Genomic DNA, 19,216 nt, shown 5'->3' on the forward strand with positions numbered 1-19,216 from the left:
CCGAGTCTGTCATGAGTTTGCTAACCGCTAGTGTGTTTTTGCTTTTATTACTTGCCTTGAGTGCCTTTGTCTCTGGCGCTGAGATTGCCATTGCTGCTGCTCGCAAGATCAAGCTACAAATCATAGCAAAAGAAGGAGAGGTACGCGCCCTTGATGTGCTACATATGCAAGAAAATCCTGGTGGCTTTATCACTGTGGTGCAGGTAGTGTTGAACGCCGTGGCCATCTCCGCAGGTGCTATCGGTGAGTCTGCTATCAGCCCTTATTTTCAATTGGTGGTGAAAAACGAAGCCGTCTCGTCAGTCACCTCCTTTGTCCTCATCACCAGCCTGTTTTCTTTGCTCGCGGACTTGATGCCCAGACGCTTGGCGATGTCCAATGCCGAGGCTTTTGCCGTGCGTTTGGTGCGGCCAATGATGGCGCTGACGTTTATCTTTAAGCCTGTTATTTGGGTGTTTGACGGCGCGGCCAATATGTTGTTTAAGTTTTTTGGTATCTCCACCATTCGTCAAGATGACATCACGCCAGAAGACATCTATGCGGTGATGGATGCTGGTGCCGAGGCAGGCGTGCTCAAAAAACAAGAGCATCATTTGATAGAAAACATCTTTGAGATGCAGGAGCGCACCGTCACCTCAGTGATGAACCCTCGCGAGCATATCGTGTACTTCGATACAAAAATGAGTACCGAACAAATCGTCGAGACGATGATTGAACAGCCGCACAATAAGTTTTTAGTCTGTCATGACGATGATTTAGAGCATATCATCGGCTATGTCGAATCTCGTAGTTTTTTGGCGTTGGTACTCAATAAACAAGAAGTGAGCCTCACGGACAAGTCCCTGATAAAACCAGCGCTGTTTGTGCCAGATACCTTATCATTGTTTGAAGTGCTGGAGATGTTTAAATCCACAGGTGCTGACTTTGCCGTCATCGTCAATGAGTATGGCTTGGTGGTGGGCGTCATTACCTTGAGAGATGTCATGAGCATCGTCATGGGCGAGCTTGTGACATTAGAGGAGCAGCCTATCGTTCAGCGCACCGACAACTCATGGCTGATCGATGGTATGACGCCTATCGAAGATGTGGTGCGCGCGCTCGATATCGTCAATCTGCCGCGCAATCAAAACTATGAAACCATCAGCGGCTTTATGATGTATATGCTGCGCAAAATCCCCAAAAAGACCGACTCTATCGAATATGCCAACTATCGTTTTGAGATCATCGCCACCGACAACCTCAAAATCACCCAAATGCTGGTTACCAGACTTGATGAGACAGTATAATTGGAGAGTAGTTAGAGAAAAGATAGGACGGCATCTACTCTCGCGACCCAAATATGGCGGTACCCACGCGCACCATCGTCGAGCCATGAGCGATGGCGTCCGCCATGTCCCCACTCATGCCCATGCTCAGCGTATCCCAATGCGCCAAGTCTGGGTGCTTATCTTTAATGTCTTCAAACAACTGCTGGGTACGGGCAAAGGCATTGGTATCTGTCTTGGCAGGGATAATCATCAGTCCGCGCAGTATCAGACGCTCATAGCTCTTCATGACACTTATTAGCTCAGGCAACTCGGCTGGCAGACAGCCTGACTTACTGTCTTCATCATCAATATTGACCTGCACCAATACGTTCAATGGCGGTAAATCCTTTGGCCGCTGATCATTTAAGCGCTTGGCGATAATGCCGCGCTCGACCGTTTGTACCCAATCAAAATGCTCAGCGATGTCACGGGTTTTGTTGCGCTGAATACTGCCGATGTAATGCCAAACGATATGCTCAGCGTCAGGTTGACTTTGTAACTCATTGATTTTTTCGAGCGCCTCTTGTAAGTAGTTTTCGCCAAAGTGGCGCTGACCTTGCTGCGCCAACATCGCGATCATCTGTGCAGGTTTGGTTTTGGAGACGGCCAGTAGTGTTACCTGCTCGGCTTGAGAGTCCGCTTGCTCACAAGCTGCCACCAGCTGTGCATGAACGCGTTGCCAATTGTCGATTAAGTATTGCTTATCCATAGTATTTTCGCTGTTGTTATATAGGTTTGTTTATAAGCTTCGCCCGTTGCGGTTGGGTCTAGCAGTTGGGTCTAACATTAACTGTCTCGCTCCCCATCTGCGACCTACAACGCTAGACAAATTTTACATTTTCTTTGGGCAGTAGATGGTTAAATGCTAGCAGTCTTGTTATGATATTGTTACATGGTCTAACATATGCTACTGAATATAAGCGTCATGGTAAAGACAAGGTAGGCTGGCGGATCGCTTTATTCAAGGCTGTGTCCTGCTGCGCTAGATATTAGCATCACACTATCATTGGCTTTTATCATCTTTTGTTTGACCTTTTTTGACTGATAGGACTATCCGATTATGGCTGAAAAAAACACCTTAAGCATCGAAGACTTGTTGCGTTTTACGGTTAAACATAAAGCATCTGATTTACATATTTCAGCCGGTATGCCCGCCATGATTCGTGTCGATGGCGAGATGACGCGCATCAATATGCCAGCGATGACGCATCAAGCGGTGCATCAGCTGATTTATGACATCATGAATGACAAGCAGCGCGCCGATTTTGAGGAGTTTTTTGAGACGGACTTTTCTTTTGAGATTCCCAATCTTGCCCGCTTTCGGGTAAACGCCTTTAATCAAAACCGCGGCGCAGGTGCTGTGTTTCGTACCATTCCCTCTAAGGTCCTAACGATGGAAGATTTGGGCATGAGCGATGTGTTCAAACGCGTGTCAGACTTCAAACGCGGCGTGGTGCTGGTGACTGGCCCGACCGGCTCTGGTAAATCCACGACACTGGCAGCCATGATTGATTATATCAATGAGAGCCGCAAAGAGCATATTTTGACCATCGAAGACCCGATCGAATTTGTCCACGAATCGAAAAAAAGCCTTATCAACCAGCGCGAAGTACACCGCGACACCTTGGGGTTTGAGCCAGCCCTACGCTCGGCACTGCGTGAGGATCCCGACGTTATTTTGGTGGGTGAGCTACGCGACCTTGAGACCATTCGCTTGGCACTAACGGCAGCTGAGACCGGTCACTTAGTCTTTGGCACCTTGCACACCAGCTCAGCGGCCAAAACCATTGACCGTGTGATTGATGTGTTTCCTGCCGCCGAAAAAGACATGATTCGCGCCATGCTCTCAGAGTCGCTACAGGCAGTCATCTCACAGACCTTGCTGCGCCGTCAAGCAGGTGGCCGTATCGCCGCCCACGAGATCATGCTAGGTACGCCGGCCATCCGTAACCTCATTCGCGAAAACAAAATCGCCCAGATGTATTCGGCGATTCAAACAGGCGCAGGCGACGGTATGATCACCCTTGACCAGACTTTAAAAAACCTCGTGGCCAAAGGCACCATCAGCAAAGACGTGGCGCGCCCTTATGCCAAGCAGCCTGAGACTTTTTTATAGGCGATAATTTGCCATTAAGACAGCACTGACGCAGTGCTCTGCAGTATCAGCATCACTGCGGACATCACGGATCACATAATTTTAGATATTTTTTTAGGCGATTGACATCGAAAGCGGGTACAACATGGACATTGATAAACTATTGCAGTTAATGATCAATAAAAACGGCTCTGACCTTTTTATTACTGCTGAAGTGGCACCTTCGATGAAGGTGAACGGCAAGATACTGCCTGTGGGTAAGACCCCGCTGACCCCTGCCCAAACTCTAAAACTGGTCCAAAGCGTCATGACGGCCAGTCAGCAGCAAGAGTTTGAAGAGACCAACGAGTGTCAGTTTGCCATCACTGATGAAGCCAAGCAGGCACGGTTTCGGGTCAGCGCGTTTGTACAGCGCGACATGGCTGGGATGATTTTGCGTAAAATTGAAAACAAAATCCCAACCGTCGAAGAGCTGCGCCTGCCACCTGTTCTCAAAGAGCTGGCGATGAAAAAGCGCGGTATCATCCTACTGGTCGGTGCGACAGGTACGGGTAAATCGACGACGCTTGCTGCCATGATCGGCCATCGCAACCAGAACTCGCAAGGCCATATCATTACCATCGAAGACCCGATCGAGTTTGTCCATAAGCATCGCGGCTGTATCATCACCCAGCGCGAGGTCGGTATTGACACCCACTCTTTTGAAGCAGGTTTAAAAAACACCCTGCGCCAAGCCCCTGATGTCATCTTGATTGGTGAGATTCGTAACCGCGAGGTCATGAGCTACGCGATTCAGTATGCTGAGACGGGGCATTTGGTATTTGCCACGCTACACGCCAACAACGCCAACCAAGCCATTGATCGTATTATTCACTTTTTTGAGACCAGCCGTCACAACCAGCTGTTTATGGATTTGTCGCTCAACCTGCAAGCGATCATCGCCCAGCAGCTCATCCCAACACCGGATGGCAAAGGGCGACGCGCGGCGATTGAGATTTTATTGAACTCCCAGCTCATCAGCGACTATATCCGTAAAGGCGAGATTCATGAGATTAAAGATGTGATGAAGCGCTCACGAGAGAGCGGTATGCAGACCTTCGATCAGGCACTGTTTGATTTATATGAAAACGGCGAGATTACCTATAAAGAAGCGATCTTGCATGCTGATTCACCAAACGATTTGCGCCTAAAAATCAAGCTCAGTAGCAAAAACAGCGCCCACCTTTTGGACGAAGGCGCAGACGGTTTGTCGCTAGATATCACATAAGCTTAGCGCTTCAATCAAGCCCATAAAAAAAGCCCTCATAAAAATCGTGAGGGCTTTTTGCTGCGTGCTAGTATTTGAGTATGTAAGCACTTAAACAAATAACAAAACGGTTAAAGGTGATAAAGCCTTATCAGATTTTGATAACTTAACCGCTGTTATTTGACGCTGTCCTTGCATTCTTGATCATCACAAATACCGTATAGCACCAGTGAGTGACCCGATAATTTAAAACCATGCGACTCTGCAACTTTGAGCTGCTCCTCTTCGATAGCTTCATTATGAAACTCGACGATTTTGCCGCAGTGGTCACAGACCAAGTGGTCATGATGCTCTTCTTGGGTGATCTCAAACACCGATAGATTGTTTTCAAAGTTGTGACGCTCGACGATGCCCGCTTGTTCAAACTGGGTCAATACTCGATACACCGTGGCCAGCCCCACATCTTCGCCTTGGTCGATCAGCGCCTTGTACACCTCTTCGGCACTCATATGATGCAGCTCTGCATTTTCTAGCAGCTCTAAAATTTTGATACGTGGTAAGGTGACCTTCAACCCTGCTTTGCGTAAATCTTGATTGGTAAAAGAAGCCATAATATCCCTTGTGACTGTGACAGTCTTAGCAAATAAAGAACCAAAAAATAGGAGGTAGATAAGCTAAAAAATTACTTTATTAAACGTGTTTTATCTAAGACATGCCAAACATGCCTTTTGCAATTCATTGATATCTCGCGTATGACCCTTGCTTATCTTCAACGCCTATATGGTCTATCATTTCGCTAAAAATATCAATGCAAGTCTATGAATTTAAAAAACAAATAACCAAATCGCCTCGATAGCGTTTGGTAAATAATGTCGTAAGTGGTAGGCAATTGCAAGTAAATGACGTATCATTTGTTCAAGATAGTCGGCCAGACACCTTAGCATTGATGATGGCCGCACCTAACCCATTTCTTATGAGTCATCTTACCATGATAAAGACATTAACTTTTCGTCCGTTCAGCCCTGCACGCGCATTACGTAACATTATCCTAACCAGTATGCTCAGCGCTACCGTCGCGATGTCCGGCTGCTCTTTACTGAGTGTTTATAAGATTGATTTACCACAGGGCACTGCCATCACCCAAGCTCAAGCACAAAAGCTGCAAGTGGGCATGAACCAAAACCAAGTGCTATACATCCTCGGCAGTCCCGCGATTAAAGACACCCTAGAGCCAAAGCGCTGGGACTATATCTACGACTATCAAGCGGGCACCGAAGGCCAGCGCCAAGGCATTGCTGATGTCAAAAATGCCAGCCAGCACCTGATTGTCTACTTTGATGATAATGGCTTGGTCAGCCGCATCGAGGGTATAGAAAGCTTGCCTGCATCATAACGTGAGGGCTGACAAGCCGCTAGCTTCGTGATTTGTTTTTGCGCTGAGACATCGGATCAGCGCTCAAACTACGATAGACTTCGATACGATCAAAAGGCTGCAAGCAATAGCTAAGCGGCTGTTTTTTTGCATAAACACCCACATGCCAGCGCTTTGCCATTGGGGTTGCCACCTCCGCCATCTCCTCGCACCACGCGGCCAAAGCGGCAAACTGCGTCAGCCACCCTGCTTGCGATAGCGCTTCATACAGCGTGGTATCAGGGCGCACCTGTAGTGACTGGTAGTGCTGACGCGTGGCATCCTCGGCATAGGCCAGATATACGGTGATAGCGTCGTTATTTAGCTCAGCCACTGTAGCACCCAACCCAGTAATGCCAATATCAGAGCCAGTGGTACCACCAACCGTATCGCCACGCGCCACAAGTTATAAAACCCTTCACTACCGAAATTAAGCGACTTGCGCAAATGACTAATTTTCATTTGCCATCCCGCAAATATCGATAGGAACAGCACCGCGACACTACTAATAATGACCAAGATACCGACCAACCAAGTGGCAGGAATCACAACGGCCAACGCCAATGCCACCACCAAAGTGATCGCCAAGCTCACCACCAGCCCAAACTTATGCGCCAGCTGCTGGGTACTATAGTGCAGCAAATAACTGACAACGAATAGCACCCCCACCCAATACAATAGCTGAGCGATAGGCGGCAATGCCATACCACTGACAAACAAAGCCATCATCCCGACCAGTAGCTGCAGTATCCAAATCGGTAGCACCAACTTGGTCGCACGCGGCTCGGCGGCCAGTTGGCTACGAGCAGGTTTTTGGGCGTTGTGATTGTCCACGCCGACGGCTGTCACTGACTGCTTGCTGGCCAAGCTTTGACCGAACCAATACAGCCCCGTACCCGCCCCCACACTGACCAGCGCCAAGGCAACCGCGCGCGCCCACTCGCCTAAGCTTACTTCTGTCATGGCAAAGTCAATATTTGGCAGTCCATTGACCGCACCCAGCAGTAGCCCCGCGACCATCAGCCCCAGACCAATCGGTAACGGCGCGACACCCACTAAGCTCAGCAATACAGCGATGACCATCAGACCTGCCGCCATTGCAAAGCTCGGTAGCGCAGGCGCGCTATCAAGCACCGTCAAAGCCGCCAAGATACCTGTACTAGCGCCCGAGATGACCAGCGCAGCGATGACAATCGACACCAGCGCCGCAAGCCAACCAAAACTGCGCCATATCGGACTGGCATCCGCCTCGCGGGTCAGCTTTTGCATACCAGCCAGTGGCGCATCGACGCTCCGATACGCCAGCGCTATCTCTGCATACACCACAGGCAGCGATACCAATACCATCGCCAGCAGCCACAATAGCCAAAAATCTATCTCACCGACTGAGGCAGGGGCAAACCAGCGAAACAACAGTAACGGCAGCAAGGCAGCAATGAAGTAAGAAGCATAACGGATCATCATAATCTAAATCCAAATGAGCTAGGGCGTGTCATCGTTTATGTCATCGACTATATAGCTAAGGTGCAAAACACTGAGCTTGCAACAACAGATTTTAAAACAACGAAGCTGTTAACGGGCAAACTTTCATGATAGTAAGCCCACAATCGATCGCAACAGGCTAATTGACGACACGCGCTTAAGTGAGGAACAGTAATTTATCACGATACAACATCATGACATAAAGATAAGCCCCTATGAGGGGTTGTATCTTTATAAGGTCATGATAGTGATAATATAAGGGAGCAGCAGTTATAAAAAAACCCCGAAATCGGGGTTTAATCATTAAATAATGCTTCATTATCACATAATAACGACTGGCTATCAGACACTCATTATCAAATCAACGGACAACCGCGCTCTGTGGCCTGTGCCGTGATTGCTACAAATTAGTGAACGGCACTAATGTAGTCTGATAGGATACGAATATCACGATCTGATAGCTTCGATGCTACCGTCTGCATCATACCCATCTCGCCTTCTTTGGCAGCGTCGTTGATACGTTTTTGCTCATCGCTATCGATATCATCGGCTCGGCCTGCGGCGCGGAATAGTTTTAGCTGAGTTGAGATATACTCGGCATGCTGGCCACCTAAGCGCGGAAATGCTGCCCACTCGTTACCAGCGGCATCTGGACCATGACAGCCTGCACAGCCGATCACGCCGCGCGACTTATCACCACCCAAATAGAGTTTGGTGGCTTCTTGGTTGGTCGCAGGATTACCAAAACCGACACCCCAAGGCGCTTGGCTGGCATAATAACCTGCCACGTTGGCTAGGTCTTGCTGAGATAAGTTGGCGACTTGCGACTGCATGATGCCATTCTTACGATAGCCTGTTTTAAACTCGACCAACTGCTTATAGAGGTATTTTACGTTTTGGCCACCCAAGTTAGGCTGCGCAGGGACAACGCTAACACCATCAACACCGTGACAAGCAGCGCAGACGGTCTCTGCAATTTTCTTGCCTGCATCGACGTCATGCTCAGGAACAATAATAGCAGCTTGTACGCTGAAACTTGCAACGCATAAGCTGGCAGCAGCGATTAACTTTTTCATTGATACAAATCCTACTAACTCGGTGTAAGCATTATTTAGAGTGATTGTACTGATAAGATACCTGATACCGACCGCCCTATAATCAGCGAGGCAAGTATATAATTTAAGGTCTTGGCCACAAGCAATCTGAAAGTACTTACTAACATCAGGGTTTATTTTCGATTATTATAGCAAGACTTTGTAGCATTTGCCTACTTAATCGTCACATCTACCAGTTTTTCTAGTCGGCTTATTATGCCGCTTGCAAAAAAATAAAAGCGCTTTCGGGCAATAAAGCCCAGCGCTTTAGATGGCATGACTTATTGATTTTCTACTGATTATTTGCTCATATACTCGATCAGCTGACGATAATCATCATCACTGCAGCTGTCACAGAGTCCGCCCGCTGGCATCTGCGTCATGCCACTTTTTACTGAGTTTATCAAGGTCGGCATGCTCTTTTGTTTGATGAGCTGCTGCCATTTGGCGCTGTCGCCTTTTTTGATGGCATTGAGTGCGCCACTATCGTGACAGGCTGCACATGAGTTATTATAGGTCGCTGCGATATCAGCAGCAGCGCCCGTTATCATCGTGCTGCTTAAGATGAGCGCCGCCGCGCCGCTGATGAGTACACGCTGAGTACGGTCAAAAAGTGTGGTGATTGAAGACATTGAACACCTCCTTTGGATATGACATTCGTTTAGTCTATTTTGATTAAACGTGTGTCACTAACTATCTCTTAGCAAATATTGTAACAATGTATGTCATACAAATACAGATAAATATAGTTTGGCTTTGGTAACCTAATGATGACTGGTGTTACTACCATGATAGCCTGCGATATGTGAGTGCCTGTGATATTTATATGATATTAATTGCCGTTATTTCAATAAGTAAGCGGACGAATAGTATAGAATAAGCAATCATCAAGTCGTCTGCCATGCCGACTGCTATAAACGTTATGTGACGCTTATGTCCTACTGTCGCCTCTCGCTGGTCTAAACGACGCAACGCCTTACCACTGTATCCAATTTTTTAAGATTAATGAGTCACTTATGAGTACCCCGTTTACCGATGTCGCCACCGACCAAGCCTTATTTAACACCAAGTCTCGTCAAAAAATTCAACAAACCGCCTTTATGATGTCAGCGCCGACTTTTCGCCTTTGTCCTGCCGACATGGGCTTAGAGGTCGCCTTTGCAGGCCGTTCAAACGCGGGCAAATCCTCTGCCATCAACGCGCTGACCAACCAACGCCAGCTGGCACGCTCGTCCAAAACCCCTGGTCGTACGCAAATGATCAACTTTTTTAGCGTCGGTGATAGCGACAGACGACTTGTCGACTTACCAGGGTATGGCTACGCCGCTGTGCCTTTAGAGATGAAAAAAGAATGGCAGGTTGAGCTAGAAGAATATTTGGTATCGCGCTCAAGCCTTGCAGGGCTGGTGTTGATGACAGATATCCGTCATCCGCTTAAGTTTTTTGATGAGCAAATGCTGCATTGGGCCAAAGATGGAGATTTGCCCGTACACATCTTGCTTACCAAAGCAGACAAGCTAAAATACGGCGCCGCCAAAAACGCCCTGCTCAATACCCGAAAAAGACTAAAAAAACTGGGGCTAAACTGTAGCATTCAGCTGTTTTCTGCCTTGCGCAAAGAAGGGTTAGAGGAGCTGGCTGGCGTGATGGGCAAATGGTATGAGTATCAGCTCGATGGCGATAAAATCATTGAAACCAGCCTCAGTGAGTCTGCCGACACTCAAGATGGCGAGACGACGACAGCTGTAGAAGGGAGTGATGCAAAAGACGGCGCTAAATAAGCGGCGCTACGCGGATAGAGCGGCGTGCTAGGGCGTGTCTTTATTTTGAAAATAGTGATAAAGACGAGATAAATTGCGGTCAAACAAGGAAAATAGCGCCGTTAATATCGGGATATAGACCAGCTATTTGACGATGGTTGACAAAATTTGGCCATTTTTAGCCCATGTAGATAACTATAGTCGATGCACTCTAAAAAGCGCATAGCGCTACTGGGATGAATTTTGCGCAGCCTCTGGGAACGCAGCACGCAAGTAAAATTTATACCAGTAGCGCGTTTAAATTTATATAACAGTTTTATTTTCAACTGACTATAGCGAGTGACTTGAAGACACGCCCTCGCCACATAATAGCGCCATTAATGCTTGCGGCGTCTCAACCTGATAGGTAGGCTGCTGTGCGGCAAGCTCTGCCGCTGATGCTGTACCGTAATTAACCGCAATACTACTCATACCCAGCTGCGTCGCCATCTCAATATCATAGACGCTATCACCGACAAAAACAGCGTCGGCGATACCCTGCTGAGTAGCCTGTAATATATCAATGAGCATCTGCGGATCAGGTTTTGAGCCTGCTTCATCAGCACAGCGGGTCATCACAAAATACTGATGACTGCTCGAGGCTGCAAGCACCCGATCTAGACCTTTTCGTTTTTTGCCTGTGGCCACGGCCAGCTGTTTGCCTTGACGCTGTAGCGTTTGTAGCATGCTTTCTATCGGAGCAAACAGCGGCGTGCGGTGGCTATTGGCGATATAGTACTCAGCATAGCTTTGCTGAATGCCCTGCTTTTGTAAATCGCTGGCCTGCGGATATAAAATATCAATGCCATTCATCAGGCTAAGACCGATGATATCTTGCACAGCCTTATCTGTCGTTTGAAACCCGTGCGCCTCCCCTGCCACATGCATGGCCTCCACGATTAAACCCACCGAATCCATCAAGGTGCCGTCCCAATCAAAGATAATCAGCGTTTTATCGGCTAGATTATGCGGGTTGGATACGTGAGAGCTGGCTTCGGCAATAGCAATACTGGCAGCAGATTGTGGATTCATAAATAAACCTTGATAACTGTTAAGACTTGACGACCTTTAAAACTTGATAAGCTGACGTGTGACTTGATGACTTTTATGAATAAAGACTATGAATAACGACGATACATGGCGAGTGTCAATACAAAAACGTCACGGCGACTTATCAAAAATAAGCGGGCGTGACGTTTAGCGCACGTATTCGACTTTATCGTCCGTCCTTAGCGCGTCGTGTTGAACAGTCACAAGAAGATAGACACACTGTCATCATACGCGAGAGTGGGACAACACTAATGGGACAATACTAATCAGGTAATGTGCTCTGCTCAGGGAGCCAGTCGGCCATGTCTTCTGGCAGCGGCGCAGTGATACTCTTATAGCCTGGGATATCCAAACGCCACGCGTGCAAGCACAGACGATGGACGCCTGATTTGTCGTGCACGTTATATTTATCATCGCCCAAGATGGCATGACCGATATGCGCTAAGTGTACACGAATCTGATGGGTGCGCCCAGTGAGCGGCTTGGCTTCAATCAAGCTCACAGGCTGATCGGCCAGCATAAAACGTTCATGAATGATAATGTCCGTCTGGCTGTCTTTGGCTTGCGGGTCTTGGCTATCCACCTTGACACGGCGCTCACCATTAGCAAGCGTATAGCGTAACAATGGCGCATCGATACGTTGCTCACCCATCACAGGCTGGCCTTTGGCGATACACAGATAGTGCTTTTGGATGGTTTTATCCACCAGATGCTGCTGCAAGGCTTTTAGCGTTGAGCGTTTTTTAGAGATCATCAGCAAGCCTGAGGTATCCTTGTCGATACGGTGCACCAGCTCCAGATATTTTTTGCCAGTGACTTCACGCATGGCCTCGATGACACCAAAGTCCAACCCGCTACCACCATGCACCGCAATGCCCGAAGGCTTGTTTAGCACCAACATCCCCTCATCTTCATACACCACTCGTGCCAGCAAGCTATTGGCAAACTCGTTGCTGATGATGGGCTTTTCGCGCGTCGCCAGCTGAATGGGCGCGATACGCACGACGTCTTCACGCTGGACTCTATCATGTGCTTTACAGCGTTTATTATTAACACGCACTTCATCCGAGCGAATCATTTTGTAGATGTGCGATTTTGGCAGACCCTTTAGGCGGTTGAGCAAAAAATTATCCAAACGCTGGTCATGCTGATGGCGCGTTACCTCTAGATAATTGACTCTGGCAAAGTTGCTGATTTCATCATCAGCGCTTTGCGGGCGTGTTTTGCTATTGAAAATAGCAGGCGCTTCGTGGATCGGCGCGTCATCGGTCGTTTTTGAGTTTGTCATTTTTCGTTAGGTATTTACACAAAGATTTGCTATAGTTTAGCATGTTGAGCGCCAATTAAGCAGAAGCTGCGCAATAATCATTATTGCAAAAGATTGCCTAACGCTATTTTGCCAATCACGGCTTTATGAGTGATTGCCCAAGCGCAGTTAGCGATGCCTCTGCCAAGATGGGCCGTCTCATCTGATTTTAGGGTGCATAAACTGAGTAAAGCTGTTTTTATAGACATCGCTTCTCAGACCGCCCCATAAATTGTAAACGCGGCATGAATGCTTCTTTTTTGATAAAAGCAAGTTTCTTTACCGCATGGCTATTTGTATGATAAAACTGATAGTGACACAAAATACCATTGCGTGAATAATGCTGGCAAAACGCCTATTTATTGACCATTTACCCCATAACACTGATTTACTACCCGCATAATCACGACTGTTTTTGATAACACATTATCAACGTCTTTTATGTGAGGCAGCCGAGCAAGTATGGGACGTTTTACCTTAGCATCGAGACAGATATCGATAGCCGCCTTAGTATCGGTGGTCAAACAGATGACAATAAAGACATAGACATAAACCGTGCCGATAAGCCGGTCATTTACTCTGTTTGCCAAGTACGCCCCGCCGATGACTGATGCGACTATAGCTAACAAAACGCCCAAGATATGATTGACGTAATCGCAAAAGAACGAAAAATAAAGCAAGACCCATTGTTTTACCTGATCTAACAGATGCTGCATCGCGCTATTTTTTTATAATAGTATTGATGACAGCAATTATTGCTAGACTTTGAGGATGCATAGCAGCAACAACACAGCGCCTTTTTTAGGATCAGTATTTTTAGAGCTGTCGCTAAGGCTTGCCCACTCTGACAAAGTGTGCGGTCATAATGACCCTAAAAACCACTGACCAAAAACTTACCTAAGACGCTGATGCATAGATGTTTAGAACAATCTGCGTTTGCATGGTTTGGCATAGCTTGTTTGATATAGCTTGTCTGACACTGCTGGCCTCTTTAGATCACCGTAAAGCAGCCCTTGAGGCTGACTGCTTATGTTCTCCGGTCACCATATCTGCCGCCGATGTCGCCATTTGCAGCACTTGCCGGCACCTCCTAAAGTCCAAGCTTAGTCGTCGTTATGCGTACTCATAGGATAAAATATGAAACGCATTTTGATCAACGCCACTCAAAACGAAGAGATTCGCGTCGCCCTTTGTAAAGGCAACCATCTATACGATTTTGATCTAGAAAACCGCACCCGCGAACAAAAAAAATCCAACATTTATAAAGGTCATGTGACCCGTGTCGAGCCATCGCTTGAAGCGGTTTTTGTCGAATACGGCTCACAGCGTCAGGGCTTTTTGCCGATTCGTGAAATCTCTGCTGAGTATCTAAGCGGCAACCCACGTGATGAAAACATCAAAAAGCTCATCAAAGAAGGCGACGAGCTAATCGTTCAGGTCGAAAAAGAAGAGCGCGGCAATAAAGGCGCAGCCCTATCGACTTATGTATCACTCGCTGGCCGTTATCTGGTACTGATGCCCAACAACCCTCGTGGCGGCGGTATCTCCCGCCAAATATCAGGCAAGCTGCGTGAAGACATGAAGCGCATGCTAGGCAATCTTGACTTGCCAAAAGGTATGAGTGTCATCATCCGTACCGCTGGTATCGGCAAAACCCAAGAAGACTTGCAGCACGATCTCAATCACTTGCTCAACATCTGGCAAGCCATCCAAGAGCAGAATAAAAAATACCCATCGCCGCGCTTAGTGCATCAAGAAGCTGGCGTGGTCACCCGTGCGGTGCGTGACTATCTGCGTGACGATATCGCTGAGATTTGGATCGATAACGAAAACGCCTATATCGAAGCGGCAGGTTTTATCGATGCAGTGATGCCAAAACAAGCTGAAAAGCTGCGCAAATACACCGATTATGAGCCGATGTTTTCGCGCTTTAATATCGAAAAGCAAATCGAGACGGCCTATCAGCGCGAAGTGCGCTTGCCCTCAGGTGGCTCTATCGTCATTGACCAAACCGAAGCGCTGGTCTCTATCGATATCAACTCCGCCAAATCAACCAAAGGCTCAGACGTCGCCGAAACCGCCTATCACACCAATCTAGAAGCCGCTGACGAGATTGCCCGTCAGCTACGCCTACGTGATATGGGTGGCTTGATTGTCATTGATTTTATTGACATGAATGACAATAAGCATCAAAAAGAAGTCGAAAAACGTCTGATTGATGCGACCAAATACGACCGCGCCCGCGTGCAGTTCGGTGATATCTCCAAGTTTGGCTTGATGGAGATGAGCCGTCAGCGCTTGCGTCCGTCACTTGAAGAATCAACCGGCTATATCTGCCCGCGCTGTCATGGTAACGGTATGATTCGTGATTTGCGCTCATTGTCATTGTCAATCATGCGTCAAATCGAGCAGATCGCCCTAAAAGAGCGTCAAGGTGAAGTACAGGCCGAAGTACCGACCGATATCGCGGCGTTTTTGTTAAACGAAAAACGCGACAGCTTGGTTTATCTCGAGCAAGACAGCGGCACGCGTATCACCATCTTGCCGCACGCGCATCTTGAGTCACCCAACTTTAAGCTGCACTTCAACCGCGATGGTTTTGCCCCATCCAGCTACGAGCGTATCACTGATACCCAGCAGCAAGAGTATAGCGATCTTGGCTACGACGTTGACTGGCAAACGGCGGACAACGAACGCCCTGAGCAGCAGCCAACGCGTCAGCCGCGCCAAAGCAGCGACAAAAGCGCAGCACAGAAAAACAAAAGCCGCGCCCAAGCACCGTCAAACGCTCCTGCACAAGCGCAAAACAACAGCGCGCAGCAAAGCGAACGCCATCAAAAAGACCGTCATCAAAAAGATCGTCATCAAAACAACAGCACCAACACCGCGACGCGCGCGCCGCAAGCGGATAAGCCTCAACCAGCAGCCACGCCGTCAGCGAGTGTGACCGCCGCCCAGCCGCAAGCCGTTGCTTGGCTATCCAACCTGTTTGCTCAGGCACCGCAAGCATCAACCACGCCTACCGTGAGCAGCCGTGATGCTGCCGAAGCAATCGAAGCCTTGGTCAACACTGGCGCACAAAGCTTAGGCGCCTTTGGTCAAATCGATAACAGCGCGCTTAGTGTCGAAAGCCGTACCGAAAGCCGTACCACGAGCACCGAGCAAACCTCACAAGCCCCTGAACAGCAGACCGATGGCAAATCAGACAGCGCCAACCGCCAGCAAGCGCGTCGCAGCTCAGACAATAAAAACGAAGAGAGCAGCGACGACAGAAGAAGACGCAAATCACGTAAGTCTCGCTCTGCTAAGCCGCGTCAACGCAAAGAGCAAAATAGCGAGAGTAATCAAAACGCAAGCGCTGAGACCCAAAGCAGCTCCGATACCGCCGAAAGCGCAAATGAGGAGCAAAACAAACGTCAGCAAGACAACAGACGTAGCAGTGAGCGCAGTCGCCACAACCGCCAAGATAACGGCCGCGATACTGGCGAGCGTCATAATACGGATAGCAGCACCAGTGAGCATAAGGCAGCAGACGAGCAGCCGCTCAATAAACGTAAGTCGCACAGCCAACGCGGCTCACGTGGCAAGCTAGAGCGCGGTGAGACGCTTACCTCTGATAGCGTCAAGCAGCCCTCTGGCAAAAACGGCGACGCAAACACCAACAAACACGCCGCGAACACGCGCCGTAACCAAGACCCAAACGAGGTCATGCTGCAGGTCAACGAAGCCCCAGCAGTGCTAAAATCGCCAGAAGTGGTGCATCTATCCTTAGATGATAGTAAGCCGGCCTCTGCCAAACGCTCATCTGCTGACAAGCCCCATTCAGCAAATGACAGTACAGCAAACGATACTGCGAGCAAAACAAACGCTGATCAAGCAGCTACGGCTAAAAGCGATTCACAAAAATTGCCTGTCGATAAGCAGTCAGCAAATCGCCAAAGCGCAGAGAAATCTGGTAAAAACGGCTCTACGGCGCAGGCAGATACCAGCGGTGATAAAGCGGTGCACAGCAAAACGGTAACCGCTAATGAGCAGGCAACTGCTAAACAGCCGACCGCCGATGAGCCATCAGCTGCGAAGAGCCCCGCTCCGGCTGATAGCGCTGCTGCCAAGTCGCAGGACACCGCGGCAAATACGGGTAACCGTGATACCAGCAATACACATGGCAGCTCTGCAAAACAGACGCACGCCACTGCCAAAGGCACACAGAGCATAAGTGCCGAAAGCAGTCCTACTGCGGATAAAGCCGGTGTGGATGTTGGCGCAGCACCCTTGCTCACGCATGATGCCTTGTTTGCCAACCGTTACGTCACCGCTCAGAAATTTGGACAGGCCAGTAACGACCCTCGTGTCGTGCGTCGTCAGCAGGCACAGCCCACTCAGCAGCCAGCGGTAGAATCGGCAACACCTGTACCAACGGTAAGTGGTAGCGTTGGTGACTTTGTGCGTCAAGCACTCACCGATGCCGAGAGCCGTCTAAAAAATGACGGTGTGATCCGCTGCTTTATCGAAGCTATCGAAGCACACTCACAGCAAGCAAAATCTGCTGACACCGCGCCACAAGCACAGCGGCCAGTTGCTGACGTTCAAGCTCGAGACTTTGACTTTAGCAACTATGGCTACCAGCCATTGGCGGCAGACTATCTGGCGCGCTTTGAGGCGATGACTCAGGCCGTTAGTCAGTTTGCGACCACCCAAGGCAAAACAGCAGTCGCGCCGCGAGCGATCGGCAAACGCGCTAGCAATGACCCCCGTGGTCAGCATCCTGATTATCAGGCAGACGAGGTGGACGCTCATGATGTCGATGCAACTGCCCTAGCCAATCAAGCACAGGCAGACAATGTCAGCACTGAAAGTGAGCAACTGCTAAAAGCCGATGAAAACGTGGCGCCTGCTACTAGTTCATCAGCTGATCATGTTGACAATGCCGATACTCGCACAAAGACGGCTGAGTCTGACAGCGAAGTCGCTCAGCAAGGCGATACATCTGAGTCAGAGGCGCCGTCTAAAGACGCAGACAAAGGCGCAGAAAAGGAAGACAGCCAAGCGGCCAAGTCCAAAACCACGATCGCCAGTTATAAAAACATGATTGAAAATGTGGCCGAGCAGTTATTGCCACAGACTGGCATGTTTAACTTGACCACGCCCAAGGTTCCTAAGGCGCGCAGTCGTAAGCCGAAGACTGAGCACAAAAAGCCGACACAAGCTGAAAAGCCAGACGCTGAGGATGCCGATAAGCAAGCAGACAGTTAATCACCGTCGCTTGTATTATTAAAAACAGTACAAGCATAAATACTCAAAAGCCCCGATAGTTCACTATCGGGGCTTTTATTTTTCTTCACTTTGCTGAGTAATGCGTTATCTGTTTAGCGCTTTTCATTCAAGCTCAGTGCGTCGCTGATTTTGTATCGTCGTCGCGCATTTTGCCAACGATAGTAAAAATCCCAACAATAACAGCACCAATAATAAAACCGATAACTCCATTTAAAATAGCGGTGGTCACGCTCTCAAAGATACCCGTCAAATGGGCGATGTCCTCGACACCGTGGTCCAAAAAGCCAATGCCATGCACCAAGATACCACCACCGACCAAAAACATCGCTAAAGTACCGGCGATAGAAAGAAACTTCATCAGTTTTGGCGCGGCAGCAAACATCACTTTTCCAAGTTTTTGTTTAAAATTGCTTTCTTGCTCCATCAAATGCAAACCAGCATCATCTATCTTGACGATACCTGCCACCAGCCCATAAATACCGATGGTGATAGCGATGGCAAGGATGGACAATACTAGGCTGCGCTCCAACAACGTGGCACTCGCTGTCGACCCTAAGGCAATGACGATAATCTCAGCTGATAAAATAAAATCGGTCCGTATCGCCCCTTTGATTTTGTTTTTTTCAAAGGCGACCAAGTCCACGGTTTCATCGGCATTGGCCTGCCGGCGAGCGTTTTGCTCTTCATCATGCGGCAAAGCATGCGGCCAAAATCGATGAATGACTTTTTCTGCACCTTCATAAACCAAAAACAACCCGCCACACATCAATAAAAATGTCACTAAAGGCGGGTAAATAGCACTAATAATAAGTGCCGCTGGGACTAATATTAGCTTATTGACAAAAGAGCCTTTGGCGACTGCCCACACCACTGGTAACTCGCGGTTGGCCTTGACTCCCGTGACTTGCTCTGCGTTTAGCGCCAAATCATCGCCCAGCACCCCCGCGGTTTTTTTGGCCGCGACTTTGGTCATGACGGAGACGTCATCCAATATCACACTGATATCATCGAGTAGGGTTAATAAACTGGCACCTGCCATGTGGGCTCCTTAGCGCAATCATTGAAGTGAGTGATTGAAATAAATAATATTAAGGGGATATATACAAAGAATTTATATAAATTTTTAGCAAAAACAATGCCATTAGCAGTAGA

The 19,216-nt window shown here is 48.5% G+C and carries 16 protein-coding genes; 7 read left to right on the plus strand and 9 right to left on the minus strand.

Annotated elements, in window-relative coordinates; all coding sequences use genetic code 11:
• Positions 1-11: 11 nt before the first annotated feature.
• Positions 12-1,286 carry a hemolysin family protein gene (locus AADH33_RS11330; RefSeq protein WP_348548939.1) on the plus strand — a complete coding sequence of 425 codons (1,275 nt, stop codon included), beginning with the start codon at positions 12-14 and terminating at the stop codon, positions 1,284-1,286.
• A gap of 34 nt (positions 1,287-1,320) precedes the next feature.
• Here AADH33_RS11330 and AADH33_RS11335 read toward each other — a convergent pair whose 3' ends face one another.
• A complete protein-coding gene (locus AADH33_RS11335) occupies positions 1,321-2,016 on the minus strand; it encodes a YggS family pyridoxal phosphate-dependent enzyme (RefSeq protein ID WP_348548940.1) in 696 nt (231 codons plus the stop codon).
• A gap of 351 nt (positions 2,017-2,367) precedes the next feature.
• Here AADH33_RS11335 and AADH33_RS11340 point away from each other — a divergent pair, with 351 nt between their 5' ends.
• Both AADH33_RS11340 and AADH33_RS11345 read left to right on the plus strand, forming a co-directional pair.
• Complete coding sequence (locus AADH33_RS11340; RefSeq protein WP_075101771.1) at positions 2,368-3,423, plus strand: type IV pilus twitching motility protein PilT; 1,056 nt, start codon at positions 2,368-2,370, stop codon at positions 3,421-3,423.
• A 124-nt stretch (positions 3,424-3,547) separates the two neighbouring features.
• Complete coding sequence (locus AADH33_RS11345; RefSeq protein ID WP_075101772.1) at positions 3,548-4,669, plus strand: PilT/PilU family type 4a pilus ATPase; 1,122 nt, start codon at positions 3,548-3,550, stop codon at positions 4,667-4,669.
• A gap of 155 nt (positions 4,670-4,824) precedes the next feature.
• Here AADH33_RS11345 and fur read toward each other — a convergent pair whose 3' ends face one another.
• On the minus strand, positions 4,825-5,259 hold the full coding sequence (fur, locus tag AADH33_RS11350; protein ID WP_075101773.1) for a ferric iron uptake transcriptional regulator: 435 nt from the start codon (positions 5,257-5,259) through the stop codon (positions 4,825-4,827).
• Positions 5,260-5,621: 362 nt separating this feature from the next.
• Between fur and bamE the strand changes: the two genes are divergently transcribed.
• A complete protein-coding gene (gene bamE, locus AADH33_RS11355; protein WP_083608584.1) occupies positions 5,622-6,041 on the plus strand; it encodes an outer membrane protein assembly factor BamE in 420 nt (139 codons plus the stop codon).
• Between the two features lie 19 nt (positions 6,042-6,060).
• On the opposite strand, the gene AADH33_RS11360 is transcribed toward bamE, so the two are convergent.
• The 4 genes from AADH33_RS11360 to AADH33_RS11375 form a co-directional block, all read right to left on the minus strand.
• Positions 6,061-6,393, minus strand: coding sequence for an RnfH family protein (locus tag AADH33_RS11360; RefSeq protein ID WP_256713751.1), 333 nt, complete (start codon positions 6,391-6,393; stop codon positions 6,061-6,063).
• On the minus strand, positions 6,381-7,523 hold the full coding sequence (locus AADH33_RS11365; protein ID WP_348548941.1) for a hypothetical protein: 1,143 nt from the start codon (positions 7,521-7,523) through the stop codon (positions 6,381-6,383). The genes AADH33_RS11360 and AADH33_RS11365 overlap by 13 nt, the downstream gene beginning before the upstream one ends.
• Before the next feature lie 425 nt (positions 7,524-7,948).
• Positions 7,949-8,617 carry a c-type cytochrome gene (locus tag AADH33_RS11370; protein WP_075101776.1) on the minus strand — a complete coding sequence of 223 codons (669 nt, stop codon included), beginning with the start codon at positions 8,615-8,617 and terminating at the stop codon, positions 7,949-7,951.
• Between the two features lie 317 nt (positions 8,618-8,934).
• Entirely contained in the window at positions 8,935-9,267 is a 333-nt protein-coding gene (locus tag AADH33_RS11375; protein ID WP_207970238.1) for a c-type cytochrome, read from the minus strand.
• 384 nt (positions 9,268-9,651) lie between these two features.
• Between AADH33_RS11375 and yihA the strand changes: the two genes are divergently transcribed.
• Complete coding sequence (yihA, locus tag AADH33_RS11380; protein ID WP_348548942.1) at positions 9,652-10,416, plus strand: ribosome biogenesis GTP-binding protein YihA/YsxC; 765 nt, start codon at positions 9,652-9,654, stop codon at positions 10,414-10,416.
• 309 nt (positions 10,417-10,725) lie between these two features.
• On the opposite strand, the gene AADH33_RS11385 is transcribed toward yihA, so the two are convergent.
• Positions 10,726-11,466: an HAD family hydrolase gene (locus AADH33_RS11385; protein ID WP_348548943.1), complete on the minus strand. Its 741-nt coding sequence runs from the start codon at positions 11,464-11,466 to the stop codon at positions 10,726-10,728.
• A 280-nt stretch (positions 11,467-11,746) separates the two neighbouring features.
• A complete protein-coding gene (locus AADH33_RS11390) occupies positions 11,747-12,772 on the minus strand; it encodes an RluA family pseudouridine synthase (protein WP_348548944.1) in 1,026 nt (341 codons plus the stop codon).
• Positions 12,773-13,233: 461 nt separating this feature from the next.
• On the opposite strand from AADH33_RS11390, the gene AADH33_RS11395 reads away from it, so the two are divergent.
• The gene (locus AADH33_RS11395) at positions 13,234-13,401 is read left to right on the plus strand and encodes a hypothetical protein (protein WP_172953039.1); all 168 of its coding nucleotides are present in this window, start codon (positions 13,234-13,236) and stop codon (positions 13,399-13,401) included.
• Between the two features lie 526 nt (positions 13,402-13,927).
• Positions 13,928-18,043: an Rne/Rng family ribonuclease gene (locus AADH33_RS11400; RefSeq protein WP_348548945.1), complete on the plus strand. Its 4,116-nt coding sequence runs from the start codon at positions 13,928-13,930 to the stop codon at positions 18,041-18,043.
• A gap of 133 nt (positions 18,044-18,176) precedes the next feature.
• Here the strand turns inward: AADH33_RS11400 and AADH33_RS11405 are convergent, their stop codons facing one another.
• Positions 18,177-19,103, minus strand: coding sequence for a DUF808 domain-containing protein (locus AADH33_RS11405; protein WP_348548946.1), 927 nt, complete (start codon positions 19,101-19,103; stop codon positions 18,177-18,179).
• Positions 19,104-19,216 lie beyond the last annotated feature (113 nt).

The sequence above is a fragment of the Psychrobacter sp. KFRI-CH2-11 genome (genome assembly GCF_038239325.1).
GTDB lineage: Bacteria > Pseudomonadota > Gammaproteobacteria > Pseudomonadales > Moraxellaceae > Psychrobacter > Psychrobacter celer.